Here is a 26471-nt window from a genome sequence, read left to right as displayed (position 1 = left end):
GCACGGGCCGGAGGCCCCACCGGGCCGGGCCGGTCGGCCCTGCCCGGTCGTGTATGCCGTACGAATGCTGAAACCATGGCCCCGATAGAGACGGTCCCGGACCCGGTCGACGAGCGCCGCCCACCGCTGCAGCTGTTCCGCGACCTGCGCACCACCGCCGACGGGCTCGGCGCGCGCGAGGCGGCCCGCCGTCTGACGGTGTACGGGCCGAACGAGCTGGCCCGGCGCGGCGGGCGCCGCTGGCCGCGGGAACTGCTCGCCCAGTTCACCCAGCCGCTCGCCGTCCTGCTGATGATCGCCGCGGTGTTGGCCTGGCTGGGCGGCACACCCCCGCTCGCCGTCGCCGTCGTGGCGGTCATCCTGCTCAACGCCGGATTCGCGTTTGCGCAGGAGATGCAGGCGGAACGGGCCGTCGAGGCGCTGGCCGCCTACCTGCCGGACTCGGCCCGGGCACTGCGCGACGGGGCCATCACCGACGTCCCGGCCCGTGACCTGGTGCCCGGTGACGTCATCGTGATCGCCGAAGGCGATCGGATCTGCGCCGACGCGAGGCTCATCGACGGCGAGGTCGCGGTCGACATGTCGGCCCTCACCGGGGAGTCGATGCCGACAGGCCGGGTCGCCGACGCCGAGTTCGTGCCCGGCCCGCTGCTGGAGGCCCGGGAGTTGGTGTTCAGCGGGACCGCCTGCACCGCGGGCCTGGCCCGGGCCGTGGTGACCCGAACCGCCATGCACAGCGAGATCGGCCGGATCGCCGCACTCTCGCAACGCGGCCGGCTCGATCCCAGCCCGCTGGAGCGCCAGGTGCGCCTGGCCACCTGGATCATCGCGATCGTGGCGGTCGCCGCCGGTGCCGTGTTCCTGGCGATCGGTGTCGCGGCGGGGCTGACCTGGGCTGCCGCGATCAGCTTCGCGATCGGCCTGATCGTGGCGAACGTACCCGAAGGGCTGCTGCCGACCATCACCCTGGCACTGGCGGCCGGCGTGCGGGACCTCGCCCGGGGTGGCGCGGTCGTCAAGCGGCTGTCGGCGGTCGAGACCCTGGGGTCGACGACGGTGATCTGCACCGACAAGACCGGCACCTTGACCGAGAACCGGATGACGGTGACCCGGCTGTGGTTGTGCGGCGTCGAACTCGACGCCGCGCAGGCGGGCGCGGAGCCGCGTGCCCGGGAGCTCGCGACCGCCGCCGCGACCTGCACGACCGCCCGGGCCGCGGGCGACGGCGCGCAGGGCAGCACCGGCGATCCGACCGAACTGGCGCTGCTGCGGCTGGCCGGTGAGCTGGGCGTCCCGGTGCGTTCCGCCGGCCGCGACGCCGCCCGCTCCACGCTGTACACGTTCGACACGCGGCTCAAACGGATGTCCACGATCGACCACGGTCGGGTGCATACCAAAGGCGCTGCCGAGTCCGTGCTGCCGCTGTGCTCCCGCGTCCTGACCGCGGACGGCACCGTCGCACTGTCCCGGCCCGTGCTGGCCGACCTGGCGGCCACCGTCGAGTGGTACGCCGCGGCGGGCCTGCGGGTGCTGGCCGTGGCACGCCGTGACCTCGGCACCGAGCATCCGGCCGACCGACAGAACGCCGAGTCGGATCTGACCCTGCTCGGCCTGGTGGCACTCGCCGACCCGCTGCGGGACGGCGTGGCCGACGCGGTCGAGGCGGCACACCGCGCCGGCATCCGGATCCACGTCATCACCGGCGACTACGGGCCGACCGCCGCCGAGATCGCCCGGCAGGCCGGCATCGGAGGCCGGGCGCCGCGGATCGTCGCGGGCGGCGACCTGGACTCGATGACCGAGGCCGAGCTGGATCGGCTGCTGGCCGAGCCGGGCGAGATCGTCTTCGCCCGCTCCTCGCCGGAGGGCAAGCTGCGGATCTGCGAGGGGCTGCGGGCCAACGGCGACATCGTGGCGATGACCGGTGACGGGGTCAACGACGCCCCCGCGCTGCGGCACGCCGACATCGGCGTGGCCATGGGCCTCTCCGGCACGGACGTCGCACGGGAGGCCGCCACGATGGTGCTGACCGACGACAACTTCGCCACCGTCGTCGGGGCCGTCGACGCGGGACGGCGGGTCTTCGACAACGTCCGCAAGTTCGTGCTCTACATCTTCGCGCACGCCGTACCCGAGGTGGTCCCGTTCTTGATCTTCGCGCTGTCCGGTGGCGCGGTGCCGCTCCCGCTGACCGTCCTGCAGATTCTCGCCATCGACCTCGGCACCGAGACGCTGCCCGCGCTGGCTCTCGGCCGCGAGCGCGCCGAACCGGGCCTGATGAACCGGCCGCCACGCCCGTCGAAGGCGGGGGTCATCGACCGGCGGCTGCTGCTGCGGGCCTGGGGTCTGCTCGGTGTCGTGTCGGCGGCCCTGGTGACCGCCGGCTTCTTCTGGACTCTCTGGCGAGCGGGTTGGCATCCCGGCGATCCGGTCGGCGCCGGCACGGCCCTGCACCATGCCTACGAGCAGGCCACCACGATGACGTTCGCGGGAATCGTGGCCTGCCAGATCGGCACCGCCTTCGCCGCCCGCACCGACCGGGCGTCGCTGCGCTCGATCGGCCTCTTCAGCAATCGGCTCCTGCTCGCCGGCATCGCCTTCGAGCTGGTGTTCGCCGGCTTGCTGATCTACGTGCCGACGCTACAGGCGATCTTCGGGACGGCCGCTCTCGGACCGGGACAGCTGGCCCTGCTGGCGCCCTTCCCGATCGTCGTGTGGGGCGTGGACGAGCTGTACCGCGCGGTGGTGCGGCGCCGGGCGTGACGTCCCGGCCGGAAGGGACCATCGGCCCTGTCCGGCCCGGGCTCGCGGCGAAAGGCTGAAGGTACAGGCAACGCTGGAGGATGACCATGACTGGCCGAAACTGCCAGCGCCGTCTCGCGGTCAAGGTCCTGGCGAACGCCGGCCTGACCCAGCAGATGACGATCAGGAGGTGACGAGATGCGCGCCAAGGACATCATGAGCAGTCCCGTGTACACCGCGGGGCAGAGCGCGTCGGTGGAGAGCGCCGCCGAGCTGATGACCGCCATGGGGGTCACGGCGCTGCCGGTGGTGGACACGAACGGGACCCTGGTCGGCATGGTCAGCGAGAGTGACCTGCTGTGGCACCGGGTCCCGTCGGATCCGACCACCCAGGTGCGGCGCCATCCCGACACCGAGGCGGATAGCCGGCCGGGCACGGTCGTCGAGGTCATGTCCCGCTACCCACTGGTCACCCGGCCGGGAGCCGACGTGGCCGAGATCGCCGACCAGATGCTGCAGAACGATGTGCGCAGCATGCCCGTCGTGGACGACGACCAACGGCTGGTCGGGATCATCAGCCGCCGGGACATCCTGCGCGCGATGGTGCGCGGCGACGACGTCCTGGCCGCGGAGGTGCAGCACCGACTCGACGAGTACTCCGACGGGCAGTCCCGCTGGACGGCCACCGTCGAGGGCGGCGTCGCCACGGTGGCCGGGGAGTTCGACGACGAGACCGAGCGCACGGTCGTCACGGTGCTGGCACGGACCGTGCCGGGTGTCGCCGCAGCCCGCATCGGCGAGGTGACGTCGTCCTGACGGGTGGAACGACATGTCGCGGGCATCGGCGGGACCGCATGATGCCGACCCGGCCGGTGGGGACGGGTCGGCCCGGTATGAAGGGAGACGCGGATATGACTCACACGCAGACCTGGACGGTGGACATCACCATCTCCGAACACGAGGACGAGCGTCGTACCCGCGCCGTCGCCGTCCTGCGCACCGATGCACGTTCGCCGCTGCGCGGCGAGGGCGAAGCGCGCCGCCGGCCGTCAGACACCGAGGTGCCCGAGATCGGTGACGAGCTGGCCACGGCGCGAGCGCTCGCCGACCTGACGTACAAGCTGATGGACGTCACGGTCGGCGATATCGAGCAGTTCACCGGTCGCCCGATGCACCTCCCGTGCTGATCGCCTGCCGTCGTCCTACTCCACTGACAGTGCGTCAGGTCCCGTCCGAGCGGGGCCGGAAGCCCCGAGGATCGGGTGGCGGTCAGCGGCGCCGGATGTGCGATCCGGTTCAGACTCCGTGTCGCTCCGAGAGGACGGCGGACGCCAGAGTGCCGGCCCAACGCCGGGCTCGATCCAGCTCGCCGGCGGCGAGCGGGCCGGTGGTGCCGCTGACCCGGAAGCTCTCCGGGGGCAGCAGCATCCGGCAGCCGAGCCGGTGCATCCGGCGGTGCGCCCGACGTGCCGCCGAGCCGGGAAGGAACGGCTTGTCGATCTTCGTGTCGAAGGCCGCCCCAGCGATACCCGGGAGCATCGGCGCGTCGTCCAGATACTCTCGGAGCCCGACTCCGGCGGCCCCGGGCCGTGCGCCGCTCTGGCGGGCGGCGTCTGCGCGGGTGCCGGGCCGGCTCATCCCGAACGCGTGTGTCGGCGCGCCGGCAACGAGGACGTCCACGTCCGACAGGGACGGCCCTTCGCTCACGTCCGCGAGGACGACGTCGAACGCATCGCCGAGCCCGTCGGCGACGGCGCGCGCGACCTTCTCGGTGTTGCCGAACATGGATTCATAGACGATCAAAGCCTTCATGGCGGGCCTCCGATCAGGGCGTCGGATACTTGGCGAGGATTTCGCGGAGACGATCGACGAAGCGCAGCGACTCGTCGTGGTCGCGCTGCCAGACATTGCGGCCGAAGATCAGCCCGGTGGCGCCCGCGGACATCGACTCCTCGGCCTTCTCGATCATCGCCTCGTCGCTTGCCAGACTGCCGCCGGAGACGAGAACCATGGTCCGGTTGGCGGCCTGTACGACCTGGTCGATCGCGTCCTGGCTGCTGAACTTCGCCCGGTACGCGTCGGGAACGCCGGTGTTCTTCTCCGGGTGCGGGAAGTTCACCTTGACCACGTCGGCACCGAGTTCGCTCGCGACCCGGGCCGCATAATGCACGGCGTAGAACGTGTCCTTGCCGCCCTTGTGCTCGACGGCTTCGCCGCGGGGGTAGGCCCAGACGATCAGCGGCATGCCGAACCGGTGCGCGTCCTGGCGTACCGTCCGGAACTGCGCGAAGTCGGCGTCCTGGGCCGGCGAGCCGACGTACAGCGTGTAGCCCACGGCGTCGGCGCCGAGCCGCACCGCGTCCTCGACCGACGCATGCAGCGGCGACAGCGCCCGGTAGTCGGCGGGGATGTCGGTCTTGCCGTTCAGCTTCAGGATCAGCGGGACCTCGCCGGCGAAGTCCCAGGAGAACTTCTCGGCCAGTCCGATCTGGATCGCGATGCCGTTGAATCCGCCCTCGATCGCCAGCCGGACGATGTAGCGGGGGTCGGCGGCTGTCGGGTCGGCGAAGAAGTCGCGCGGGCCGTGTTCCAGGCCCTGGTCGTACGGCAGGAACAGCGCCGTGCCGTTGCCGAGTCCGTGCTTGTAGAGGATCCGGTGCAGCCGGGCCTTCTTGCCCGCGCTCAGACCGCAGTTCGCGAGCGGTGGTCGCGATGTCATGGCGGCCTCCTTTCCCTTTGTTGTCAGCGTTGCCCAGTGCGGGGTCGCGCGGGCAGGGCCACTTGACCCGAGCCCGCCGGTAGTCCGGTCCGGATGCGGCTCGCCCCAGTCGTACCGGTCCCTCTTCGGTGGGCCGTTCGGCACTGACCGGCGGCCGAGTTCGCTCCTAGCGTCGACAGCAGATGACCGGGAGGACCGTGATGAAGAGCTGGAATGTGGACGACGTGATGACCAAGGCGGTCGTGTCCGTGGATCGGGCCGCCACCTACCGATCGGTGGTGGATCTGCTGATCGAGAATCGGTTCAGCGCCGTTCCGGTCGTCGACGCTTTTCGGCGGGTGACCGGCGTGGTCTCTGAGACCGACCTGCTTCGCAAGGTCGAGTACGCGGGTGACGCCGAGCCGAGGCTGTTCGAGGGATGGCGGAGGCGCGGCGAGCGCGGCAAGGCTCGCGCCCGTACCGCCGGTGACCTGATGACCGCACCGGCGGTCGTCGTCCTCGCCGGCACCTCGATCGCCGCCGCGGCACGCCGGATGGACAGCGAGGGTGTAAAGCGGCTGCCGGTCGTGGACGATCTTGGCCGGTTGGCCGGGATCGTCTCCCGCGGTGACCTGCTCAAGGTGCACCTGCGGACGGACGACGAGATCCATGCCGACATCGAGACCGGCATTCTGCTCCCACACCTGGCCGAGAGCATCACGTCCGTTGCGGTGACCGTGGCCGAGGGCGTCGTGACATTTACCGGTCGGGTCGACCGCAGCTCCGACGCCGAGCTGGTGTTCGGCCTGACCCGCCAGGTCGCCGGGGTGGTTGACGTGAAGGGCTCGCTCAGCTGCGAGTTCGAGGCGACCGACCCGCTACATCCAGCGGCGCTGTGAGAGCGGAAACGATCATCGGCTCTCGTCCCGCAGGACTTCGGCGAGCGGTCTGCGTGGTGTTGTCGCGGCGGGTGGGCCGTAGCCGAGCCGGATGATCATCTGCGCCCATCGGCCGGCGGTCGTGTTCGTCAGGAGCCTCCGGATCTCGGGGATCTCGACGGGCTGACTGATGGGTGTGGTGGCCAGACCCAGACGGGTGGCGACCAGAAGGACGTGCTGCAGTGCCTGGCCCGCGAGGACCCATTGCGGCGGGCCGTCGCCGTGGGTCGCGAGGACGGCGATGGTCGGGTACGCCTCGAACCGCTCGCTGGTGCGCCAGGGCTGGGCGTGCATCAGCCCGAAGTCGCGGATCGGCAGCCGTTCCAGCGCGTCCCAGGGCCCGACTGCGGTCGGCGGCACGCCGTCATGCCGGCCGTGCGCGGGCCGCGTCCACCGGCCCAGCTCGGCGCGGTAGCCGCCGTCGGCGCGGAGCCGTCGTTCGGCCGCCTGCCCGAGCCCGAGGATCGCGTCGCGGCTGACCGCGCCGGCGATCGTGAGTGTCGTGTCCTCGTCGGTGGCGGCCTGGGTCAGTTCCTCGATCGCGTCGGCGGGGACCACGGCGGCGGCGAACGGCCACCGGTTGGTGTGCCGTTGCGGGATCGCGGCGGCCAGCGCCGTCACGGTCTCGGACGGTGTGGCCCGCCGCGCCGGCTCCACTCGGGCCACCAGCTCGGGTGAACCCGGCTCCGGAAAGAGAACGTAAGTCGGCTCCCAGCCCTCGTACCGCATTGCCAGCCGTAGCGTGAACAGGGCCGCGCCGACGCTGATCAGGAGCTCACGGCCGGAGGCGTCGAGCGCATCGAGGCGGCGGCTGGGGTCGGCGTACACCTCGACTGCCCGACCGGTGATCCGGAAGCGCCACGGCTGACTGTTGTGCAGCGAGGGGGCCAGCGTCGCGGCCTCTACACATCGGGCGAGAACGCCGCTGTCGACGGTGGTCATGGCGTGGCGGCCGGGTAGGCGTACAGCTCGACGAGGCGGTGCCGGGCGGCCTGGAGCCGTTCGGACACCGTGTCGAGGAGCCGGGCGGTGAGCTCCAGGCCCAGCTCGGCGTCCTCGGCGATCATCTCTCGGACCCGGACAGCGTCCATCTCTATCGCTCGGATGTCGTCGGCGACGACGGCGCCGAACCGCCAAAGGTATGGCGGTCGCGCCCACGACCAGCCGACGACGGCACCGGCGCCGACGTGTTCGACGACGATGTCTCCTCGTCCTGGGACATGGAAGTCGAGCGCGACGGTCCCGGACTGCACCAGCCAGAACCGGTCCGCCGGGGCGTCCTCCCGGAACAGCCGGTGGCCGGTGCCGCGGAAGACCGGCCGGCCCGCGGTCGCCAGCCGTTGCAGCCGGTCGGCGGGCAGGTCGGCGACGAAGTCGTGCAGGGTGAGCAGATCGAACACGCTCAACGACGGCATGGCGTCGCTCCTCGCGGTAGCTGTTGCGTCGTGGCTTCAGGCCACGCCGTAGACGGGCACGGGGGCGACCATGTAGCGGTCGTCGAAGTCGAACTCGAGGGAGTCGGCCACCGTGACCACTCCGGCGACCTGCCGGGTGAGCCGGACGGCCGTGTCCGCCATCGTCCAGAGGGCGACCCGTCCGGTCAGTGTCACGACGCCGCCGGTCACCGTGACGGTCACCTCGTCGGCCGCTTCGCCGAGCAGCGGCATGAGGACGCCGTCGGTGACATCCCGATGGATCTCGTCGTCCGGCCGCAGGTGGGCCTTGAGCAGGTCGCCGCGGGTGACGATGCCGACGAGCCGGCCCCGGTCGTCGACGACCGGCAGGCGTTTGACCTGCTCGGCGTCCATCAGCCGCGCCGCGGTCGCGAGGGGCATGCCCACGGGGGCGACGATCGGCGGGCGGCTCATCAGCTCGGCGGCCGTCGCGGCCCGCGCCTTGGCCCGTTCGCCGCGCCGGCGGCGGCCCTCGAACAGCCGGGGCTCCTCCGCGCCCGAGTATTCGATCTTCCGCAGCAGGTCCGCCTCGGAGACGACGCCGGTCACCCGCTGGGACTCGTCCACGACGGGTACCGCGCTGAACCGCCGGCTGACCAGCAGGTCGACCAGCGACCGGTAGGAGGCCGTCTCCGGCACGGACACGACCGCCTGGGTCATCACATCGTCGACTTTCCAGGTCCTCATCTCAGCCCTCCTCTGTCCTCAGCACCGACGTTAAAAGCGTCGCGGCCTGTGGTTCAGGGCCGATCGGCCCCTACCCGAGGGCCGGCCGGTGCCGCGCGCCCGTCGGCGCCAGGCCGGCACCGACGGGCAGCGGGAGCCTCATCGCGAGAGCACGACCTTCAGCGCGCCGGTACGCACCGGGTCGGCGAAGACGTCGTACGCCTCGGCGAACCCGTCCAGGGCGAACCGGTGGGTGACCATGTGCCCGAGGTCGAGCTGGCCGGCGACGAGCATGTCGAGCAGCTTCGGCGTGGAGTACGTGTCCACCAGGCCGGTGGTGATGGTGACGTCGCGGATCCACAGGTCTTCCAGGTGCAGGGCGGCCGGTTTGCCGTGCACCCCGATGTTGGCGACCCGGCCACCGGGCCGGACGAGCGTGGTGCACAGTTCGAAGGTCTGCGGGGTGCCGACCGCCTCCATCACCACGTCGGCGCCGAGGCCGCCGGTCAGCGCCTGGACCGCGGCGAGCGGGTCGTCGGCGCCGGCCAGGACGGTGGTGTCCGCGCCGAACATCTTGGCCGCCTGCAGGCGGCTCTCGGCCTTGTCGATCACGACGATGTGCGCGGGGGAGAAGAGTCGCGCGGTGATCACGGCGGCGAGCCCGATCGGGCCGGCGCCGACGATCACGACGGTGTCGCCGGGACGCACCCGGCCGTTGAGTACCCCGACCTCGTACGAGGTCGGCAGGATGTCGGCGAGCAGCACGGCCGACTCGTCGCTGACCCGCTCCGGCAGCTTGTACGTGGACAGGTCGGCGAACGGGATCCGGGCGTACTCGGACTGCACCCCGTCGACGAGGTGGCCGAGGATCCAGCCGCCTCCGCCGCGGCATTGGCCGTAGACGCCCTCGCGGCAGTACCGGCAGATCCCGCACGCGGAGATGCACGAGGCGAGCACCCGGTCACCCTCGACCAGCCCGGCGACGCCGGCGCCGGTCTCGACCACCGTGCCGACCGCCTCGTGGCCGAGCACCCGGCCCGCCGCCACCTCGGGCACGTCGCCGCCGAGGATGTGCAGGTCGGTTCCGCAGATGGTGACGGCGTCAACCCGGATGACCGCGTCTCGGGGGTCCTGGATCCCGGGGTCCGGAATCTCCGTCCACGAACGCGATCCGGGCCCGCCGTACACGAGTCCCTTCATGGGAGCTCTCCTCTCGATTGCCTTCGGCCTCCACGCTGGCCCTGCCGCGGCCCGTTCAGTAAGGGACCTCCGGCCCTACTAGGTGGGACCGGCGCAGGGCTACCAACGAGGTGAGAGGTATCCGCGAGCGAGTGAGGCGAGGGACTGATGTCCAGATACGTGTACGACTTCGTCGAGGGCGACAAGGACCTCAAGGACCTGCTCGGCGGCAAGGGCGCCAACCTGGCCGAGATGACCCGGATGAGTCTGCCGGTACCGCCTGGATTCACCATCACCACCGAGGCGTGCCGCGAATATCTGCGCACCGGATCGACCCCGGCGGGCCTGTTCGCCGAGGTCGAGCTCCACCTGCAGGCGGTCCAGACGCGGATCGGAAAGTCGCTCGGCGACCCGGACGACCCGCTGCTGCTGTCGGTGCGTTCCGGCGGCAAATTCTCCATGCCCGGCATGATGGAGACGATCCTCGACATCGGCCTGAACGACGCCAGCGTGGCCGGTCTCGCCCGGCAGAGCGCCGACGAGCGCTTCGCCTGGGACTCTTACCGGCGCCTGATCCAGATGTTCGGCAAGACGGCGTTCGACGTGCCCGGCGAGGACTTTGAAACCGAACTGGTGAACGCGCGCGCGGCGGCGGGCGCCGCCACCGACGCGGACCTCACCGCCGCGCAGTTGCAGGACCTCGTGCACGCGTACAAGAAGGTCTTCCAGGCGCATACCGGACGTGACTTCCCGCAGGCGCCGCACGAGCAGTTGTTCCTCGCCGTCACCGCGGTGTTCAAGTCGTGGAACGCCGAGCGGGCCGTGCTCTACCGGCGGCAGGAACGCATCCCCCAGGATCTCGGCACCGCGGTCAACGTGATGGCCATGGTCTTCGGCAACCGCGGCACCGACTCCGGCACCGGGGTGGCGTTCACCCGCGACCCGGCGACCGGCCGCCGCGGCGTCTACGGCGACTACCTGTCCAACGCTCAGGGCGAGGACGTGGTGGCGGGCATCCGCAACACGGTCGGCCTCAGCGAGCTGGCCACCATCGACCCGGCGAGCTACCGGCAGCTGCTGTCGATCATGCAGCGCCTGGAGGGGCGCTACCGGGACCTGTGCGACATCGAGTTCACCATCGAGAACGGCAAGCTGTGGATGTTGCAGACCCGGGTCGGCAAACGCACCCCGGCCGCCGCGTTCGTGATCGCCGCCCAGCTCGTCGACGAGGGCACCATCACCCTCGACGAGGCCCTGCAGCGGGTCACCGGCGAGCAACTCGCCCAGCTGATGTTCCCGAGCTTCGACACCGCCGCCGCGCCCGCCCCGCTCACCACCGGCGTGCCGGCGTCGCCTGGCGCCGCCGTCGGCGCGGTCGTGTTCGACTCCGCGGCAGCAGCCGCGGCGACCGGACCGGTCATCCTGGTCCGCCGCGAGACCAACCCCGACGACCTGCCCGGCATGATCGCCGCCCAGGGCATCCTGACCAGCCGCGGCGGCAAGACCTCACACGCCGCTGTCGTGGCCCGGGGCATGGGCAAGACCTGCGTCTGCGGCGCGGAGCAGCTCGAGATCGGCGCGGACTCCGTCACCGTGATCGGCCACGTGGTCCACGCCGGCGACGTCATCTCGGTCGACGGCACCACCGGCCGGGTCTACGCCGGCGCCGTTCCGGTCCACCCGTCTCCAGTGGTGCGGTACTTCGAGGGGGAACTCACCGCGTACGGTGATCCGCTGCTCGCCGCCGTCGAACGCATCATGATCCACGCCGATCACACGGCCCGGCTCGGCGTGCACGCCAACGCCGACACAGGCACCGACGCGGCCCGGGCCCGGCGCTTCGGCGCCACCGGGGTCGGCCTGTGCCGCACCGAGCACATGTTCCTCGGCGACCGCCGCGTCCTGGTCGAACGCCTGATCCTGGCCACCGACGACAGCGAGCGGGCGGCCGCGCTCGCCGAGCTGCTGCCGTTGCAGCGCGCCGACTTCGAGGAGCTGTTCGCGGCGATGGACGGCCTGCCGGTGACCGTGCGGCTGATCGACCCGCCGCTGCACGAGTTCCTGCCCCCGCTGGAGGAGCTGACCGCCCGGGTCGCCCGCGCCGAGGCACTCGGCGAGGACCCGGGCCACGACGGCACGCTGCTGACCGCGGTGCGCCGGATGCACGAGCAGAACCCGATGCTCGGCCTGCGCGGCGTGCGCCTCGGGCTGGTCATCCCCGGCCTGTTCGCGATGCAGGTCCGGGCGATCGCGGAGGCCGCGGCCGCCCGGGTCGCCGCCGGCGGCGACCCGCGGCCGGAGATCATGGTCCCGCTGGTCGGCGCGGTCCAGGAGCTCGAGACGGTACGGGCGGAAGCCGAGTCCGTGCTGGCGGGCGTCGCCGGTGCGCCACCGATCCGGATCGGCACGATGATCGAGGTGCCCCGGGCCGCGCTCACCGCCGGACAGATCGCCGGAGCCGCCGAGTTCTTCTCCTTCGGCACCAACGACCTGACCCAGATGACCTGGGGCTTCTCCCGAGACGACGTGGAGGGCGCGTTCTTCGGCCGCTACCTCGGGCTCGGCATCTTCGCGGCGTCCCCGTTCGAAACGATCGACGCCGACGGGGTGGGCGAGTTGGTCCGCATCGCCGTCGAACGCGGCCGTGCCGCACGCCCGGACCTGACCGTCGGCGTCTGCGGCGAACACGGCGGCGACCCCGCCTCGGTGCGTTTCTTCCACACCGCAGGCCTCGACTACGTCTCCTGCTCACCGTTCCGGGTCCCGATCGCCCGCCTCGAGGCGGGCCGGGCGGCCGCCGCTGCGGCCGCGGACGTCTCGGACAGCCGGTAGTAGCGAGACCATGAACACCGCCCTCGACCACCGGCCCGATCTGATTCCGGTACGCCGCGGCGAGCGTGAGATCGGCGTGTTCGCCGTGGGCCCGGCCCGGACCACCTTCGTGCCCGCGGTAGATGTGACCGCCCTCGCGCTCGGTTCGATGGCCGTGGTGGCCGTGTCCGCCGTGGCGCTCGCACTCGGCGTCGCCCGGCGGAGGCCACCCGCCATCGGCACGGTGACGATGGGCCCCGGAGGCTGGCTCAGCCTCAAGCGGGCAGCAGCCCCGCCGCTGCGCGCCGCCGCCGAGCCGCGGCCCTGGTGGGCACGCGCACTACGCGCCCACCGGTTGGTCGTGCGGCGCTGACTTTCCTGCAGAGATGAGGTGCGACATGACCAGTGACACCAGCGGCGCAGACACCCGCGTCGTCGCCCCGCAGCCGGATCACCTCGACGTCCGCTACGTCGGCGGCGAGGAGTACGAGATCACGGTTCGCGGTCACCGCGTACGAGTGGATCAACCGACCGAGCACGGCGGTATGGATCGGGCGCCGACTCCGACCGAGCTGTTCGTCGCGTCCCTGGCCGGGTGCGTGGCGTTCTATGCGGGCCGCTACCTGAGTCGGCACGGTTTCGACCGCGAGGGCCTCACCGTTCGCACGGAGTTCCTGATGGCCACGAACCGGCCGGCGCGGGTGGCGGCGATACGCATCTTCCTGCACCCGCCGATCGGTTTCCCCGCCGAACGGGTGGCTGCCCTCGTCGCAGTGGCGAGCGGTTGCACCGTGCACAACACGCTACAGCACAAGCCGCAGATCACCGTCGCGGTCGCCTGAACGGCACTGCCTTGCACGGTGCGGAGGGGGAGACAAGTGGTGGCTGGTGAGGTCGCTGAGCTGTCGACATGGTCGCAGCACAACCCGCACGTTGTCCTCATCGGTCCGGAGAACGTCGGCTACGCTGATGCTGAGCCTCGCGGCGATCTTCCTCGGCGTAACCCTTCTCCGGTAGCCATCGCGCTGGCCGTGCCGCGGTGCTGAAGCGACGACCTCGGTGGCGCTGATCCTCAGCGCGGTTCACCGTGCCCGGGCCCGACCATCGGTCCGAGATCCTCTCCCACTGGCAACACCTGATGGGTTCCGGCCGTCTGCGGCGCCCAGCGGGCCCTGCGGGAGGTCCCCACAGCTCGGGCCGATCGGCCCTGACTGCCCTCTCCGCTTTCGGCGATCTTGAAGGAAGACCGAGACGAAGGAGACAGAGCGATGCGCGCAGCCGTGGTCACCGGATTCGACCGGCCGCTGGAGATCAAAGAAGTGCCGCTGCCCGAACCCGGGCCCGGTCAGGTCCGGGTGCGGATCGAGGCGAGCGGCCTGTGCCACACCGACATCCACGCCGCCCGCGGCGACTGGCCGGTCAAGCCGCAGCCACCGTTCATCCCCGGCCACGAGGGTGTCGGCATCGTCGAGAAGATCGGCTCGGGAGTCACCGAGCACGCCGCCGGTGACCGGGTGGCGATCCCGTGGCTCGGACACGCCTGCGGCACCTGCGAATACTGCGTCACCGGCTGGGAGACGCTCTGCGAGCATCAGCTCAACACCGGCTACGCGCTCGACGGCGGCCACGCCGAGTTCGCGGTGGCCGACGCCCGATACGTCATCCGCGTACCCGAGGGCCTCGACCCCGCCGAGGCGGCCCCGCTGACCTGCGCCGGCGTCACCACCTACAAGGCCGTCAAGGTCGGCGGCGTCACCCCGGGCGACCGGGTGGCGATCTTCGGCATCGGCGGTCTCGGCCACCTGGCCCTGCAGTACGCGCAGATCTTCGGCGGCGAGACCATCGCGGTCGACGTCACCGAGGAGAAGCTGGCCCTGGCCAAACGGCTGGGCGCGGCCCACGTCGTCAACGCCGCCACCACCGACCCGGTGACCGCTATCGAGGCACTCGGCGGCGCCGACGTCGCCGTCGTCCTCGCCGCCGACCCGCGGGTCATCGAGCAGGCACACGCCTCGCTCCGGCGCGGCGGCCGGCTGGTCCTGGTGTCGCTGCCCAAGGACAACACGATGTCGCTGCCGGTCTTCCAGACGGTACTCAAGGGCATCCGGGTGATCGGTTCGATCGTCGGCACCCGCGCCGACCTGGCCGAGGTCTTCCGGCTGCACGCCGCCGGCCGCACCCAGGTCCTCTACGAGGCCCGCAAGCTCGACGACATCAACGAGTCCATCGAAGACGTGCTGGCCAGCAAGGTGCCCGCCCGCCTGGTGCTGCTGCCCTGACCCCCGGCCCGGGCGGCCGTGACCTTCGGCCCTGACCGCCCGGGCCGTCCTTCGCCAGGCTGAAGGTGAACACGAGGAGATTCCATGGAACACAGGACAGCGTGGCGCGGATTCACCGGCAGCGGATGGCGCGAGACGATCGACGTCGGCGCGTTCATCCACGACAACATCGAGCCGTACACCGGCGGGCAAGAGTTCCTTGCCGGACCGACTCCGCGCACCGAGCGGCTCTGGCGGCACCTGACCCGGATGTTCCCCGAGGAGCAGCGGCGCGGGATCTACGACGTCGACACGCACACCCCGTCGACCATCACCTCGCACGCGCCGGGCTACATCGACCGCGACCACGAGCTGATCGTCGGGCTACAGACAAGCGCGCCGCTGCGCCGGGCGATCATGCCGGCGGGCGGGCTGCGGATGGTGCATGCGGGCCTTTCCGCGTACGGCTACAGCCTGGACCCGACCGTGCGCACGATCTTCTCCCAGTACCGCAAGACGCACAACGACGGCGTGTTCGACGCGTACCCGGCGGACGTGAAGGCGGCACGGCGCTCGCACATCATCACCGGGCTGCCCGACGCGTACGGCCGCGGCCGGATCATCGGCGACTACCGGCGGGTCGCGCTCTACGGCGTCGACCGGCTGATCGAAGAGCGCGTCGAGCGCAAGTCCGCGCTCGACGCCCGGCTCTCCGCCGAGGACGTCATCCGCGACCGCGAGGAACTGGCCGAGCAGATCCGCGCGCTGGAGGACCTGCGCCAGATGGCCGACGGGTACGGCTACGACATCTCCGGACCGGCGACGACCGGCCGCGAGGCGATCCAGTGGCTGTACTTCGCCTACCTGGCCGCGACCAAGGAGCAGAACGGTGCCGCTATGTCGCTGGGCCGCACGTCGTCCTTTGTGGACGTCTATCTGCAGCGGGACATGGCCGAGGGCAAGCTGACCGAGCAGGGCGCCCAGGAGCTGATCGACGACTTCGTGATCAAGCTGCGGATCATCCGGTTCCTGCGCACCCCGGAGTACGACCAGTTGTTCTCCGGCGACCCGACCTGGGTGACCGAGTCGATCGGCGGGATCGGCGCGGACGGCCGCCCGCTGGTCACCCGCAGCAGCTTCCGCTACCTGCAGACCCTGTACAACCTCGGCCCCGCACCCGAACCCAACCTCACCGTGCTCTGGTCGCCGACGCTGCCCGAGGGCTTCAAACGGTTCTGCGCTCAGGTGTCGCTCGACACCAGCGCGATCCAGTACGAGAACGACGACCTGATCCGCCCGGCCTACAGCGACGACACCGCCATCGCCTGCTGCGTCTCGGCTATGCGCGTCGGCAAGGACATGCAGTTCTTCGGAGCCCGCGCCAACCTGGCCAAGGCCCTGCTGTACGCGATCAACGGCGGCCGCGACGAGCTGACCGGCGAGCAGGTGGTGCCCGCGTCCGCGCCACTCGCTGAGGACACGCTCGACTACGACGAGGTCCTCGCCGCCTTCGACCACACCCTGGACTGGCTCGCGGAGACCTATGTGGACGCGCTGAACGTCATCCACTACATGCACGACAAGTACGCCTACGAACGCCTCGAGATGGCCCTGCACGACTACCCCGTGCACCGCTTCCTCGCCACCGGCATCGCCGGCCTGTCCGTCGCCGCCGACAGCCTCAGCGCGATCCGGTACGCCCAGGTGAAGGCGCTGCGGGACGAGACCGGGCTGATCATCGACTACGCGGTCGACGGGGACTTTCCCACCTACGGCAACAACGACGACCGGGCGGACGCGATCGCGGTCGACCTGGTCGAACGGTTCATGGACAAGATCCGGCGGCAGCCCGCGTACCGCGGCGCCGAGCCGAGCCTGTCGGTGCTGACGATCACCTCGAACGTGGTCTACGGCAGGAACACCGGCAACACCCCCGACGGCCGGCGCTCAGGCGAGCCATTCGCGCCCGGCGCCAACCCGATGAACGGCCGGGACCGGCACGGCCTGGTCGCGGCGGCGCTGTCGGTGGCGAAGCTGCCGTACCGGTGCGCCCGAGACGGGATCTCGCTGACCGCCACGGTCACTCCGGACGGCCTGGGCCACACCCGCGAAGAACGCATCGGCAACCTGGCCGGCGTCCTCGACGGCTACACCGACGCGGGCGGCTTCCACCTCAACGTCAACGTGCTGGACCGGACCACGCTCGAGGACGCGATGGCCCACCCGGAGAACTACCCCCAGCTGACCGTCCGGGTCTCCGGTTACGCGGTGAACTTCGTCAAGCTCACCACCGAACAGCAGCGCGACGTCATCTCCCGTACCTTCCACGGCTCACTATGACCACCCCGACCGCGACTCGGGCGCTGACCGGCTCCGTCCACTCCTTCGACATCTCGACCGGAGTGGACGGGCCCGGCACCCGGTTCGTGGCCTTCCTGGCCGGCTGCCCGCTGCGCTGCCTCTACTGCCACAGCCCCGACACCTGGTACCGGCGCAGCGGGAAGCCGACCACCGTCGACGATCTGATCACCGAGATCCGCCGCTACGAACGCTTCCTCAAGGTCGCCGGCGGCGGCGTCACCATCAGCGGGGGAGAGCCCCTGCAACAACCCGCCTTCACCCGCGAGGTGCTGCGCCGCTGCAAGGAGATGCGGCTGCACACCGCCCTGGACACCAGCGGCTTCCTCGGCGACCGCGCCGACGACGCCCTGCTCGACGCCGTCGACCTGGCGCTGCTCGACATCAAGTCCGGCGACCCCGGCACGTACCGGAAGGTGACCCGGACCGGGCGGCTGGCACCCACCGTGCGCTTCGCACACCGCCTGGCCGAGCGCGGCATCCCGATCTGGGTCCGCTTCGTGCTGGTGCCCGGCCTCACCGACGACCCCGCGAACGTCGACGAGGTCGCCGCGATCGCCGCCGCGGTGCCGACCGTCGAACGCGTCGAGGTCCTGCCGTTCCACCGGCTCGGCGCCGCCAAATACGCCGCGCTCGGCCTGCCTTTCCCGCTGGCCGACACCTCACCGCCCGGAGAGCATCTGCTCGACCGCGTGCGAGGCCAGTTCCGGGACCACGGCCTCACCGTGTGCTGACCCGGCAGTCCGGGTCAGTGCGGGTGCTCGCCGAGGAGCTTGGTGGCGAGCACGGCGGCCTGGGTGCGCCGCTCCAGCCCCAGCTTGGCGAGCAGGCTGGACACGTAGTTCTTGACGGTCTTCTCGGCCAGGAACATCCGGCTGGCGATCTCCCGGTTGGTCAGCCCTTCCGCGACGTACTCGAGGATCTTGCGTTCCTGGTCGGTGAGCGAGGCCAGCTCGCGGGGTTGTTCGACGCCGTTGCGGATGCGCTCGAGGACCCGCTGGGTGACGGCGGGGTCGAGCAGCGACTGCCCGGCCGCGACTCGGCGGACGGCGTCGACCAGGTCGGTGCCGCGGATCTGCTTCAACACGTACCCCGAGGCGCCGGCCATGATCGCGGCGAAGAGCGCCTCGTCGTCCTCGTACGAGGTCAGGATGAGGCCCTTGATCGTCGAGTCGATGGCCCGGACGTCGCGGCAGACGTCGATGCCGTTGCCGTCGGGCAGCCGGGCGTCGAGCACGGCCACGTCCGGGCGCAGCGCCGGGATCCGGCGCGTCGCCTCCTGGGCCAGGCCGGACTCGCCGACCACCTCGATGTCGCCGTCAGCCTGCAACAGATCGACCAGGCCACGGCGAACCACCTCGTGGTCGTCGAGAACAAAGACTCGGATCATCGGTCATTCATACCTGTGGCTGCGCCCGTGGTCCAACGGGTCCCGGCATGACGGGTCGTTTGACCCGTGTCTGAAAGCCCGGCAGGCCGAACGATGGGAGGTGCCACCCGGAGAGGAGCGCGATCATGATGTATCACGGATACGGCATGGGAATGGGCTGGGCTCTGATCGCCTTCGCCGTCGTCGTGCCGACCCTGCTGGGCGCCCTGTGGTTGCTCATCACGCAGCTTCAGCGCAGCCCCGAGGTGCCCGCCGCATCCGATCCGCTGCCGGGCGCGGAGCGGATCCTGGCGGACCGCCTGGCGCGCGGCGAGATCGACACCGACGAGTACGCCCAGCGTCTACGAGCACTACGCGCGGAACGCTGCTGATCGTCGCGGCTCGACGACCGCGCCGCCTCCAGTAGGCGGCAGCAGTGCACAGAGCCGCGCGGGCGGCCGCCGGGAATGTCCTGCAGGTCACCTCCTCCCCGGCCACCGCCGCGCACCAGGGCCGATGGTCCCGGATCGGGACATGTCGATCCGGGACCATCGGCTCTGCCCGGCCAGGACCCTGCGGTGGAATCTGAGGGCAGAACCGACGAGAGGACGCACCGTGCACACCACCGCTCCCGCCCTGACCCGCGGTCTCACCACCGCGGAGGCTGGTGCAAGGCTCGCCGCGGACGGCCCGAACCTCGTAGCAGCGCCGGCGCCCAGACGCCTGCCCGGCCGGATCGGCCGGCAACTGGCGGATCCGCTCGTCGCCCTGCTGATCGCCGCCGCCGTGGTGACCACCCTCCTCGGGGACCTGCCGGACACGGCGGTCATCGTCCTGGTGGTCACCATCAACACTCTCATCGGCGTCGTGCAGGAGACCCGCGCCGACGCGGCCATCGCCGCCCTCGACCAGCTCGCCGCACCCACCGCGCGCGTCGTCCGCGACGGCCACGATCAGATCCTGGCGGCCGCCGACCTGGTCCGCGGCGATCTGGTTCGCCTCGAGGCCGGCGACATCGTCCCGGCCGACCTGCGACTTGCCGAGGCGATGCACGCGACCTTCGACGAATCATCGCTGACCGGAGAATCGGTCCCGGTCCACCACGACCCCGGCGCCGAGGCCGCCGCCGGCACCGTCCTGACCACCGGGCGCGCGGCGGGCATCGTCGTACGCACCGGCCGGGCCAGCTCGCTCGGCGCGATCACCGACCTCGTGGCGAGCACCACGCCGGGACCGACACCGTTGCAGCGCCGCATCGCCGGTCTCGGCCGGGCGCTGGGCATCGCCGCCGTCGCCGTCTCCGGCGTCGTCTTCGCGCTCGGCGTGCTCGCCGGCCAGTCGGTCTCCCGGATGGCCGTCACCGCCGTCAGCCTCGTCGTCGCGGCCGTCCCGGAGAGCCTGCCGGCGGTCGTCACCCTCACCCTCGCCCTCGGGGCACGCCGGATGGCGCAGACCAATGCCATCCCACGCCGGCTGCACGCCGTCGAGACACTGGGCTCGGTCACCGTCATCGCGTCGGACAAGACCGGCACGCTGACCGAGAACCGGATGAGCGTGCAGCAGGCCGTCACCGCCGACGGACTCGACTACACCGTCACCGGCACCGGATACCACCCCGCAGGGGAGATCCGGCAGCACGGCGAGACCACGCCCATCCCCGACGACCTACGCAGCCTCGCCAGAGCCGGCCTGCTGTGCAACGACGCCGAGCTGATAGCGCCGGAACCCGGCCGAACCGAGTGGGCGGCAGCGGGTGACCCCATGGAAGCGGCCTTGGTGGCCTTCGCCGCGCGCTGCGGCCTGGACACCGTTGCCGAACGAGCGGCCGCCCCGCGTGTCGGCGAGCAACCCTTCGACCAGGCAACGCGGTCCATGACGACCGTGCACCGGCAGCAGACCGGCGGCTACCTGGTGGTGCGCAAGGGCGCACCGGAGTCACTGCTCGACCCCCAGGCCGACACCGCACTCCTCGACACCGCCGCCGAACTCGCCACCCGCGGGCTGCGGGTGCTGGCCGCGGCCACCGCGGTCACCGCCGCCAAGCCGGATCCGACCGATCCGCCGCCGCTGCGCACCGCCGGGCTGCTGGGCATCGGCGACCCGCTACGGCCCACCGCCCGCGACACCGCCGCGGCGTTCGCACGCTCCGGCGTACGCCTGGTACTGATCACCGGCGACCACCCCGCCACCGCCGCGGCCATCGGCACCGACCTCGGCCTGCTGGGGCCGGACGACACCGTCGTCCGCGGCGACGAGGGCCCGCCCGGCGCCGACGACCTCGAGCACGCCAGGGTTTACGCCCGCACCCAGCCGGAGCAGAAGCTGGACATCATCGCCGGCCTGCAGCGGCGCGGCGAGGTGGTGGCGATGACCGGCGACGGTGTCAACGACGCACCCGCGCTGCGCCGCGCCGACATCGGCGTGGCCATGGGCGGCGGCACCGAGGTCGCCCGGCAGGCCGCCGAACTGGTCCTGGTCGACGACAACCTGGCCACCGTGGCCGACGCCATCGGCGAGGGCCGCCGGATCTACGACAACATCCGCCGCTTCCTGCGCTACGCGCTCTCCGGCGGCATCGCCGAGCTGCTCGTCATGCTGGGCGGCCCGCTGCTCGGCATGCCGCTGGCGTTGCTGCCCGGCCAGCTGCTCTGGATCAACCTGCTCACCCACGGCGTGCCCGGCGTCGCCCTCGGCGCCGAGCCGGCCGAGGCCGACGTACTGCGGCGGTCGCCGCGGTCGCCGCAGGAATCCGTGCTCGGCGACGGCCTGCTCCGCAGCGTCCTCGCCGGCGGGCTGTGCCTGGCCACCGTGGTGCTGGCGGCCGGCGTCACCGCACACCAGCTCGACCGGCCGTGGCAGTCCGTCATGTTCGTGGTCCTCGGACTCGCCCAGCTCGGTGTCGCCCTCGCCGTACGCGCCAGGGGCGTGCCCGGCGCCGGACGCAACTGGTCACTGCTCGCCGCGGTGGCGCTCTCCGCGGTACTGCAGGTCGCCGGCGTGCTGCTGGCCCCGTTACGGCTGTTGCTGGGAACCGAGGTGCTGACCGTCCCGGAGCTCCTGGCGTGTGCGGTCGTCGCCGTGCTCCCGGGCCTTGCGCTGCGCCTCGTCCACCGGCGTGCACAGCGGGACCTTCGGCCCGTTCGCGGGTGACCTGACGCACTGCCGCGAAGGGCCGTCACGGGCCGACGATTGAATCAAGAACTCGAGGGGGAGCCATGAGGACCACCGCCATCGTCGTCGGCACCGACGGCACCGCGAGCAAGGCGGCCGTGCAGTGGGCAGTGCGTGAGGCACAGCGACGGCATCTGCCCCTTCAGATCGTGCACGCCTATGACTGGATCCAACAGGAGTCCCGCGTCGACATCTGCAGCGAGGACATCGACGTCGCGCGCGAACTCGCTCGAGCGGTCACGTCCGAGGCCCGCGGGCAGGCCCTGGAGACAGCTCCGGACGTCGACGTCCGGGCGGACCTCGTCATCGGGCCTGCGACCGAACGGTTGCTGGAGATCGCGGAGCTGGCAGACCTGATGGTGCTGGGCAGCCGCGGTCGCGGCGGACTCGCCGGCCTGCTGCTGGGCTCCGTCAGCCGGCGGGTGGCCACGCACGCCCCGTGCTCCGTGGTTGTCGTCCGTGACGGCGACGCCACGTCCGACGGCCCGGTGGTCGCCGGCGTGGACGACTCACCGGCCGCCGACGACGTCCTCAAGACGGCCTTCGAGGCGGCAGCCGACCGTTCTGTCGGCCTGATCGTCGTCCGGTCGCACCTGCCGGTGATCCCGCTCTGGCCGTCCACCGTCATGGCGGACGGCGACACCCGCGGCCCGGAGGTCGCCGAGCAGGCTCGGCTCGACGAACGGCTGGAGCCGTGGCGGGTCAAATACCCCGATGTGCCGGTTGGGACGGTTCTGACCCGCGACGGCGCCGCCGACGCGCTGGTCGCTGCCTCCCGCACCGCGCAACTGGTCGTCGTGGGCAGCCGCAGGCGCGGCGGCGTCGCCGGCGCCCTGCGCGGCTCCGTCGGCCTGCACCTGCTGCACCACGCGCACTGCCCCGTCTACCTGGCCCGGCAATCATGACCACCATCGTCGAGACAGACGGCCACGGCGTGGACGCGCTCACCGCCGACGGCAGAATCGTCACCCTTCGACCCGCCCGCCCCACCGACCGCCGCGCACTCGCAAGGCTGTACGGCACGGCCTCGCCGGACGACCTGCGTCTGCGGTTCTTCGCCCAGCCCGGCTCCACTGCCCTGGCCGCCGAGGTGGACCGGTTGTGCCTGCCGGAGACCGACCAGCACCTCGTGGTCCTGGCATTCGAGGGCGAAGACCTCGTGGGCGTGGCCTCCTGCGAGCGGGACGGCCGCCGGGCGGAGTTCGCACTGTTCGTCGCCGAGCCACAACGAGACCGCGGGATCGGCACCCTGCTGCTGGAACACCTCGCCTACCGGGCCCACCGATGCGGTATCAAAGAACTGGTCGGCGAGGTGCTGCCGGCCAACACGCGGATGCTGGGCGTCGCCCGGGACGTGACCGCCCACCCCTGGTCCCGGTTCGACGCCGGCATCGTCGACGTCGGGTTCGGCATCGACGTCGACGACGCGACGCAGCTCGCCATCGACGGTCGGGAGCGGACCGCCGAACGCGCCTCGCTGCGAGCCCTGCTCGCGCCCGCCTCGGTGGCGGTGGTCGGCGCCGGCCACCGGCCCGGCGGCATCGGCCGCGAGACCCTGCTCGCGCTGCGCGACTACAACTTCGCCGGCGCTCTCTACGCCGTCAACCGCACCGGTTCCGACGTCGACGGCGTCGCCGGCTACCGCTTCGTCAAGGAACTGCCCGGACCGATCGACCTCCTGGTCATCGCGGTGCCCGCCAACGAGGTACCGGGCATCCTCGCCGACGCGGGCACCGTGGGCGTCCGAGGCGCCGTCATCCTCAGTTCCGGGCTCGGCGAAGCCGGCCCGGACGGCCTGCGCCGCCAGCAGGAGGTGCTCCGGCTGGCCCGCGCCCACGGCATCCGCCTGGTCGGACCCAACTGCCTCGGAGTGATCAACACCGACCCACGCGTACGGCTCGACGCCAGCTTCGCCCCCGCGCCTCCACCGCCGGGCGGGCTCGCGGTCGCGTCGCAGTCCGGCGCCGTCGGCATCGCCTTGCTGGAGAACGCCATCCACACCGGGCAGGGCATCTCCACCTTCGTCTCGCTGGGCAACAAGGCCGATGTCAGCGGCAACGACCTCATCGCCTACTGGTACGACGACCCCGCCACCACAGCGGTCGCGCTCTATCTCGAGTCATTCGGCAACCCCCGCAAGTTCGCCCGTACAGTCCGAGCCCTCGGCCGCCGTAAGCCGGTCCTGGCGATCAAGAGCGGCCGGTCCGACGCGGGCCGGCGGGCCGGGGCCTCACACACCGCGGCCGCGGCCGCACCAGCCGCCACCGTCGACGCGCTGTTCGCCCAGGCCGGTGTCGTCCGCGCGGAGAACCTCGGCGACCTGATGGACGCCGCGCGGATCCTCACCGATCAGCCCCTACCCACCGGACGCCGCCTCGCCGTCATCGGCAACGCGGGCGGCCTCAACGTGCTCGCCGCCGACGCCGCGGAGACCGCCGGGCTCACCGTGCCCGCGCTGAGCCCCGCGACCCGCCTGCTGCTCGAACGGGCCGCACCGGGCGCCGCGAGCCTCGACAATCCGATCGATCTCGGCGCCGGCGCGTCACCCGCAGCCTTCGCGGCGGTAACCGCCACTGTCGCGAACAGCGGCGAGGCCGACACGCTGCTCCTGGTCATCATCGGAACACGGGCAAACCGACCCGACGAGATCCTGTCCGCGCTCGCACCCGTCGTGGACGCGCACCCCGACCTGACCATCGCGGTGACCCTCGCCGGCTGCGCGGAAGCCCCGGCCAGGTTCGGCGTACGCGGCGCCCCGGTCTACGACGTGCCGGAACGGGCGGTGCGGGCGCTCGGCCACGCCGCCGCGTACGCCCAATGGCGCCGGCAACCACTCGGCCGCCGCCCGGACCTCGCCGGCGTCGACGCCGCGGCGGCGCGTACCGAGGTCGACCATGCCCTGCAAGACGGCGCCGGATGGCTGCCGTACAGCCGGACTGCGGAGATCCTCACGGCCTATGGAATCCCGATCCTGCCCGCAGCGACCGTCGCGAATCCCGACGCCGCCGTCGCCGCCGCGGATCAGGTTGGCTACCCCGTGGTGCTCAAGTCCGCGGACCCCGACCTGGTACACAAGACCGACACCGGTGGCGTGCGGACCGGCCTGGCCGACAAGGCCGCGGTGCGGGCGGCGTTCCCGGCCGTCGCCGCCGCCGGCCGGCCCGGCACAGGCGTCTTGGTGCAGAAGCAGCTCGACGAGCCCGTCGAGCTGTACACCGGCGTCGTCCACGATCCGCTGTTCGGCTCCGTCGTGGTCCTCGGCCTCGGCGGCGTGCGGACCGACCTGCTCAGCGACCGCAGCCTGCGGCTGGTCCCGCTCACCGACCTCGACGCCGGGCGAATGTGGCGTGACCTGCGCTCAGCACCCCTGCTCACCGGCTTCCGCAGCGCGGCACCGGTGGACACGGCGGCTCTCGAGGACCTGCTGCTACGGCTCGGTCGCCTCGCCGAAGACCTCCCCGAAATCGCCGAACTCGACCTCAACCCGGTGCTCGCGGGTCCAGGCGGTGTCATCGCGGTGGACGCCAAAGTGCGACTCGCGCCGGTCGGCGCCGAACCGGACCCAACGCTGCGCCGGCTCCGCGCGGCGGACCGTTCCTGAAGGGAGAGCAGCCATGGCCCCCCGAATGTCATCGTTGGCTACGACCGCTCGCCGGGCGCCAAGGCGGCGGCCGCATGGGCCCTGACCGCGCCATCAAGGAAATCCTGAATGAGGCTGTCGTCTCGGCAAAGCGCACCCATCCGGGCGTGCCCACCCACGTCTCCACCGTCAACAACGGCGCGGCGCTGACCCTGATCGACCGCTCCGGCGAGGCGGCCCTCATCGTGCTCGGCGCCCGCGGGCACAGCGCCGTCGTCGGCCTTGTCGGATCCGTGAGCGTCGCCGTCAGCGCGCATTCTAGGAGGTACCGATGTCCGACGTCAGCGCCCTCCCGCCGCGTCCACTCCCGGCAAGGCAACGCACCGAACTACTGCATCGAATGCTGGTGGTCCGGCACCTCTGCGACGACTCCAGCATAGGCCCCTGCCGAATGGACCTCACCGACGGCGAAGAAGCGGTCGCCGTGGGCGTGTCAACCGCACTGCGCCCGTCGGACATGTTGCTGCTCGCCGATGACGAGGCGGACAGCGAGTGTGACGCCGGCCTGATCCCAGGCCCGGAGGCGGTCGTCGTCCGTCTCCTCGCCACCAGCGTCTCCGATGCGGCCGCCCGACTCGAAGCAGCTCGACGCCACCAGCCGTGGACCCTCATCCTTCTCTGGGCGACGACCGACGAGATAGGTCGCCGAGGAACGGTCGACGGCTTCGACGTCGAGGCCGTGCTGTCGGCTACCGCAGCCGGTCTACGCGCCGTGCGGGCAGGAAACGGCCCATTGCTCCTCCGCCTGCGGACAGACGATCAAGGCCAGCAACCGGATCCGATCGAGACCCTGGTAGTTCGGATGACCATGGCTCATCAGCTCGACACCGACGCCCTACAAGCGATCGACGCGGACGCCGCGTCCAGGGCCCGGACCGTGCAGCTCGCCACCTCGCGGCCGCATTCGTCATCCAGATACTCCATGGTCAGGACTCGAGCCCCGGCCTAGACGGGAAGTCGGGCCCAGGCGCGACCGCCGCCAGCAGGAAACCTCAGAGGTGAAGACATCGACTGAGGAGGACCCTGGAGAGCACCCGGGTCTGAGGTGTATCGCGACGCGGGCCTCGGCTCACCCCGCACGGGGTGAGCCGAGGGCCGGTTCATCGGTTACCGGTGGCTGCCGCTCTGCGGCGTGACAGGGCGTCGACGCTTGCGGCGAGTAGCAGGATGAGGCCGGTGACGACGAA

At 71.5% G+C, this 26471-nt stretch carries 23 protein-coding genes; 16 read left to right on the top strand and 7 right to left on the bottom strand.

Going from position 1 to position 26471, the window contains the following annotated elements; all coding sequences use genetic code 11:
• The first annotated feature begins 75 nt into the window (after positions 1–75).
• From AB0B58_RS41125 to AB0B58_RS41115, 3 genes are all read left to right on the top strand, one after another.
• Positions 76–2763, top strand: a complete 2688-nt coding sequence (locus tag AB0B58_RS41125; protein WP_360236425.1) for a cation-transporting P-type ATPase — start codon at positions 76–78, stop codon at positions 2761–2763.
• A 177-nt stretch (positions 2764–2940) separates the two neighbouring features.
• On the top strand, positions 2941–3558 hold the full coding sequence (locus tag AB0B58_RS41120; RefSeq protein ID WP_360236422.1) for a CBS domain-containing protein: 618 nt from the start codon (positions 2941–2943) through the stop codon (positions 3556–3558).
• A gap of 119 nt (positions 3559–3677) precedes the next feature.
• Positions 3678–3929: a DUF1876 domain-containing protein gene (locus tag AB0B58_RS41115; RefSeq protein ID WP_360236419.1), complete on the top strand. Its 252-nt coding sequence runs from the start codon at positions 3678–3680 to the stop codon at positions 3927–3929.
• A 109-nt stretch (positions 3930–4038) separates the two neighbouring features.
• On the opposite strand, the gene AB0B58_RS41110 is transcribed toward AB0B58_RS41115, so the two are convergent.
• Both AB0B58_RS41110 and AB0B58_RS41105 read right to left on the bottom strand, forming a co-directional pair.
• Positions 4039–4554 (bottom strand): flavodoxin domain-containing protein, encoded by a 516-nt coding sequence (locus AB0B58_RS41110; RefSeq protein WP_360236416.1) that lies wholly within the window; start codon positions 4552–4554, stop codon positions 4039–4041.
• 13 nt (positions 4555–4567) lie between these two features.
• Complete coding sequence (locus AB0B58_RS41105; RefSeq protein ID WP_360236413.1) at positions 4568–5461, bottom strand: fructose-bisphosphate aldolase; 894 nt, start codon at positions 5459–5461, stop codon at positions 4568–4570.
• 200 nt (positions 5462–5661) lie between these two features.
• On the opposite strand from AB0B58_RS41105, the gene AB0B58_RS41100 reads away from it, so the two are divergent.
• Complete coding sequence (locus AB0B58_RS41100; protein WP_360236410.1) at positions 5662–6339, top strand: CBS domain-containing protein; 678 nt, start codon at positions 5662–5664, stop codon at positions 6337–6339.
• Between the two features lie 12 nt (positions 6340–6351).
• Here the strand turns inward: AB0B58_RS41100 and AB0B58_RS41095 are convergent, their stop codons facing one another.
• The 4 genes from AB0B58_RS41095 to AB0B58_RS41080 all read right to left on the bottom strand — a co-directional run bounded on the left by AB0B58_RS41095 (position 6352) and on the right by AB0B58_RS41080 (position 9698).
• Positions 6352–7320 carry an Acg family FMN-binding oxidoreductase gene (locus tag AB0B58_RS41095; protein WP_360236407.1) on the bottom strand — a complete coding sequence of 323 codons (969 nt, stop codon included), beginning with the start codon at positions 7318–7320 and terminating at the stop codon, positions 6352–6354.
• Positions 7317–7793 (bottom strand): cyclic nucleotide-binding domain-containing protein, encoded by a 477-nt coding sequence (locus tag AB0B58_RS41090; protein WP_360236404.1) that lies wholly within the window; start codon positions 7791–7793, stop codon positions 7317–7319. The genes AB0B58_RS41095 and AB0B58_RS41090 overlap by 4 nt, the downstream gene beginning before the upstream one ends.
• Before the next feature lie 36 nt (positions 7794–7829).
• Positions 7830–8519, bottom strand: a complete 690-nt coding sequence (locus AB0B58_RS41085; RefSeq protein WP_360236401.1) for a CBS domain-containing protein — start codon at positions 8517–8519, stop codon at positions 7830–7832.
• Between the two features lie 138 nt (positions 8520–8657).
• Positions 8658–9698 (bottom strand): zinc-binding dehydrogenase, encoded by a 1041-nt coding sequence (locus AB0B58_RS41080; RefSeq protein WP_360236398.1) that lies wholly within the window; start codon positions 9696–9698, stop codon positions 8658–8660.
• A gap of 147 nt (positions 9699–9845) precedes the next feature.
• On the opposite strand from AB0B58_RS41080, the gene ppdK reads away from it, so the two are divergent.
• From ppdK to pflA, 6 genes are all read left to right on the top strand, one after another.
• On the top strand, positions 9846–12509 hold the full coding sequence (ppdK, locus tag AB0B58_RS41075; RefSeq protein ID WP_360236395.1) for a pyruvate, phosphate dikinase: 2664 nt from the start codon (positions 9846–9848) through the stop codon (positions 12507–12509).
• 10 nt (positions 12510–12519) lie between these two features.
• Positions 12520–12861 (top strand): hypothetical protein, encoded by a 342-nt coding sequence (locus tag AB0B58_RS41070; protein WP_360236392.1) that lies wholly within the window; start codon positions 12520–12522, stop codon positions 12859–12861.
• Positions 12862–12886: 25 nt separating this feature from the next.
• A complete protein-coding gene (locus AB0B58_RS41065; protein WP_360236389.1) occupies positions 12887–13330 on the top strand; it encodes an OsmC family protein in 444 nt (147 codons plus the stop codon).
• Positions 13331–13756: 426 nt separating this feature from the next.
• Positions 13757–14767 (top strand): alcohol dehydrogenase AdhP, encoded by a 1011-nt coding sequence (adhP, locus tag AB0B58_RS41060; RefSeq protein ID WP_360236386.1) that lies wholly within the window; start codon positions 13757–13759, stop codon positions 14765–14767.
• Between the two features lie 84 nt (positions 14768–14851).
• A complete protein-coding gene (gene pflB, locus AB0B58_RS41055; protein ID WP_360236383.1) occupies positions 14852–17086 on the top strand; it encodes a formate C-acetyltransferase in 2235 nt (744 codons plus the stop codon).
• Positions 17083–17838 carry a pyruvate formate-lyase-activating protein gene (gene pflA / locus AB0B58_RS41050; protein WP_360236380.1) on the top strand — a complete coding sequence of 252 codons (756 nt, stop codon included), beginning with the start codon at positions 17083–17085 and terminating at the stop codon, positions 17836–17838. The genes pflB and pflA overlap by 4 nt, the downstream gene beginning before the upstream one ends.
• Positions 17839–17852: 14 nt before the next feature.
• On the opposite strand, the gene AB0B58_RS41045 is transcribed toward pflA, so the two are convergent.
• Positions 17853–18494, bottom strand: a complete 642-nt coding sequence (locus AB0B58_RS41045; protein WP_360236377.1) for a response regulator transcription factor — start codon at positions 18492–18494, stop codon at positions 17853–17855.
• Between the two features lie 125 nt (positions 18495–18619).
• On the opposite strand from AB0B58_RS41045, the gene AB0B58_RS41040 reads away from it, so the two are divergent.
• The 6 genes from AB0B58_RS41040 (at position 18620) to AB0B58_RS41015 (ending at position 26233) form a co-directional block, all read left to right on the top strand.
• Positions 18620–18865, top strand: a complete 246-nt coding sequence (locus AB0B58_RS41040; RefSeq protein ID WP_360236374.1) for an SHOCT domain-containing protein — start codon at positions 18620–18622, stop codon at positions 18863–18865.
• A 223-nt stretch (positions 18866–19088) separates the two neighbouring features.
• Positions 19089–21623, top strand: coding sequence for a cation-transporting P-type ATPase (locus AB0B58_RS41035; RefSeq protein WP_360236371.1), 2535 nt, complete (start codon positions 19089–19091; stop codon positions 21621–21623).
• 65 nt (positions 21624–21688) lie between these two features.
• Positions 21689–22549 (top strand): universal stress protein, encoded by an 861-nt coding sequence (locus AB0B58_RS41030; RefSeq protein ID WP_360236368.1) that lies wholly within the window; start codon positions 21689–21691, stop codon positions 22547–22549.
• Positions 22546–25245, top strand: coding sequence for a GNAT family N-acetyltransferase (locus AB0B58_RS41025; protein WP_360236365.1), 2700 nt, complete (start codon positions 22546–22548; stop codon positions 25243–25245). Before AB0B58_RS41030 ends, AB0B58_RS41025 begins: the two co-directional genes overlap by 4 nt.
• Before the next feature lie 74 nt (positions 25246–25319).
• Positions 25320–25664, top strand: a complete 345-nt coding sequence (locus AB0B58_RS41020; RefSeq protein WP_360236362.1) for a universal stress protein — start codon at positions 25320–25322, stop codon at positions 25662–25664.
• Positions 25665–25675: 11 nt separating this feature from the next.
• Positions 25676–26233, top strand: coding sequence for a hypothetical protein (locus AB0B58_RS41015; RefSeq protein ID WP_360236359.1), 558 nt, complete (start codon positions 25676–25678; stop codon positions 26231–26233).
• Positions 26234–26471: the final 238 nt, after the last annotated feature.

This window comes from Actinoplanes sp. NPDC049118, from assembly GCF_040648555.1.
GTDB lineage: Bacteria > Actinomycetota > Actinomycetes > Mycobacteriales > Micromonosporaceae > Actinoplanes.
This window is presented reverse-complemented; position numbering and strand designations above follow the sequence as displayed.

What these genes read in the sequence shown, in the direction of transcription:
- AB0B58_RS41125 (WP_360236425.1), top strand. Translation starts at nt 76, where the DNA reads ATGGCCCCGATAGAGACGGTCCCGGACCCGGTCGACGAGCGCCGCCCA.
- AB0B58_RS41120 (WP_360236422.1), top strand. Translation starts at nt 2,941, where the DNA reads ATGCGCGCCAAGGACATCATGAGCAGTCCCGTGTACACCGCGGGGCAG.
- AB0B58_RS41110 (WP_360236416.1), bottom strand. Translation starts at nt 4,554, where the DNA reads ATGAAGGCTTTGATCGTCTATGAATCCATGTTCGGCAACACCGAGAAG.
- AB0B58_RS41105 (WP_360236413.1), bottom strand. Translation starts at nt 5,461, where the DNA reads ATGACATCGCGACCACCGCTCGCGAACTGCGGTCTGAGCGCGGGCAAG.
- AB0B58_RS41100 (WP_360236410.1), top strand. Translation starts at nt 5,662, where the DNA reads ATGAAGAGCTGGAATGTGGACGACGTGATGACCAAGGCGGTCGTGTCC.
- AB0B58_RS41095 (WP_360236407.1), bottom strand. Translation starts at nt 7,320, where the DNA reads ATGACCACCGTCGACAGCGGCGTTCTCGCCCGATGTGTAGAGGCCGCG.
- AB0B58_RS41090 (WP_360236404.1), bottom strand. Translation starts at nt 7,793, where the DNA reads ATGCCGTCGTTGAGCGTGTTCGATCTGCTCACCCTGCACGACTTCGTC.
- AB0B58_RS41085 (WP_360236401.1), bottom strand. Translation starts at nt 8,519, where the DNA reads ATGAGGACCTGGAAAGTCGACGATGTGATGACCCAGGCGGTCGTGTCC.
- AB0B58_RS41080 (WP_360236398.1), bottom strand. Translation starts at nt 9,698, where the DNA reads ATGAAGGGACTCGTGTACGGCGGGCCCGGATCGCGTTCGTGGACGGAG.
- ppdK (WP_360236395.1), top strand. Translation starts at nt 9,846, where the DNA reads ATGTCCAGATACGTGTACGACTTCGTCGAGGGCGACAAGGACCTCAAG.
- AB0B58_RS41070 (WP_360236392.1), top strand. Translation starts at nt 12,520, where the DNA reads ATGAACACCGCCCTCGACCACCGGCCCGATCTGATTCCGGTACGCCGC.
- AB0B58_RS41065 (WP_360236389.1), top strand. Translation starts at nt 12,887, where the DNA reads ATGACCAGTGACACCAGCGGCGCAGACACCCGCGTCGTCGCCCCGCAG.
- adhP (WP_360236386.1), top strand. Translation starts at nt 13,757, where the DNA reads ATGCGCGCAGCCGTGGTCACCGGATTCGACCGGCCGCTGGAGATCAAA.
- pflB (WP_360236383.1), top strand. Translation starts at nt 14,852, where the DNA reads ATGGAACACAGGACAGCGTGGCGCGGATTCACCGGCAGCGGATGGCGC.
- pflA (WP_360236380.1), top strand. Translation starts at nt 17,083, where the DNA reads ATGACCACCCCGACCGCGACTCGGGCGCTGACCGGCTCCGTCCACTCC.
- AB0B58_RS41045 (WP_360236377.1), bottom strand. Translation starts at nt 18,494, where the DNA reads ATGATCCGAGTCTTTGTTCTCGACGACCACGAGGTGGTTCGCCGTGGC.
- AB0B58_RS41040 (WP_360236374.1), top strand. Translation starts at nt 18,620, where the DNA reads ATGATGTATCACGGATACGGCATGGGAATGGGCTGGGCTCTGATCGCC.
- AB0B58_RS41030 (WP_360236368.1), top strand. Translation starts at nt 21,689, where the DNA reads ATGAGGACCACCGCCATCGTCGTCGGCACCGACGGCACCGCGAGCAAG.
- AB0B58_RS41025 (WP_360236365.1), top strand. Translation starts at nt 22,546, where the DNA reads ATGACCACCATCGTCGAGACAGACGGCCACGGCGTGGACGCGCTCACC.
- AB0B58_RS41020 (WP_360236362.1), top strand. Translation starts at nt 25,320, where the DNA reads ATGGGCCCTGACCGCGCCATCAAGGAAATCCTGAATGAGGCTGTCGTC.
- AB0B58_RS41015 (WP_360236359.1), top strand. Translation starts at nt 25,676, where the DNA reads ATGGACCTCACCGACGGCGAAGAAGCGGTCGCCGTGGGCGTGTCAACC.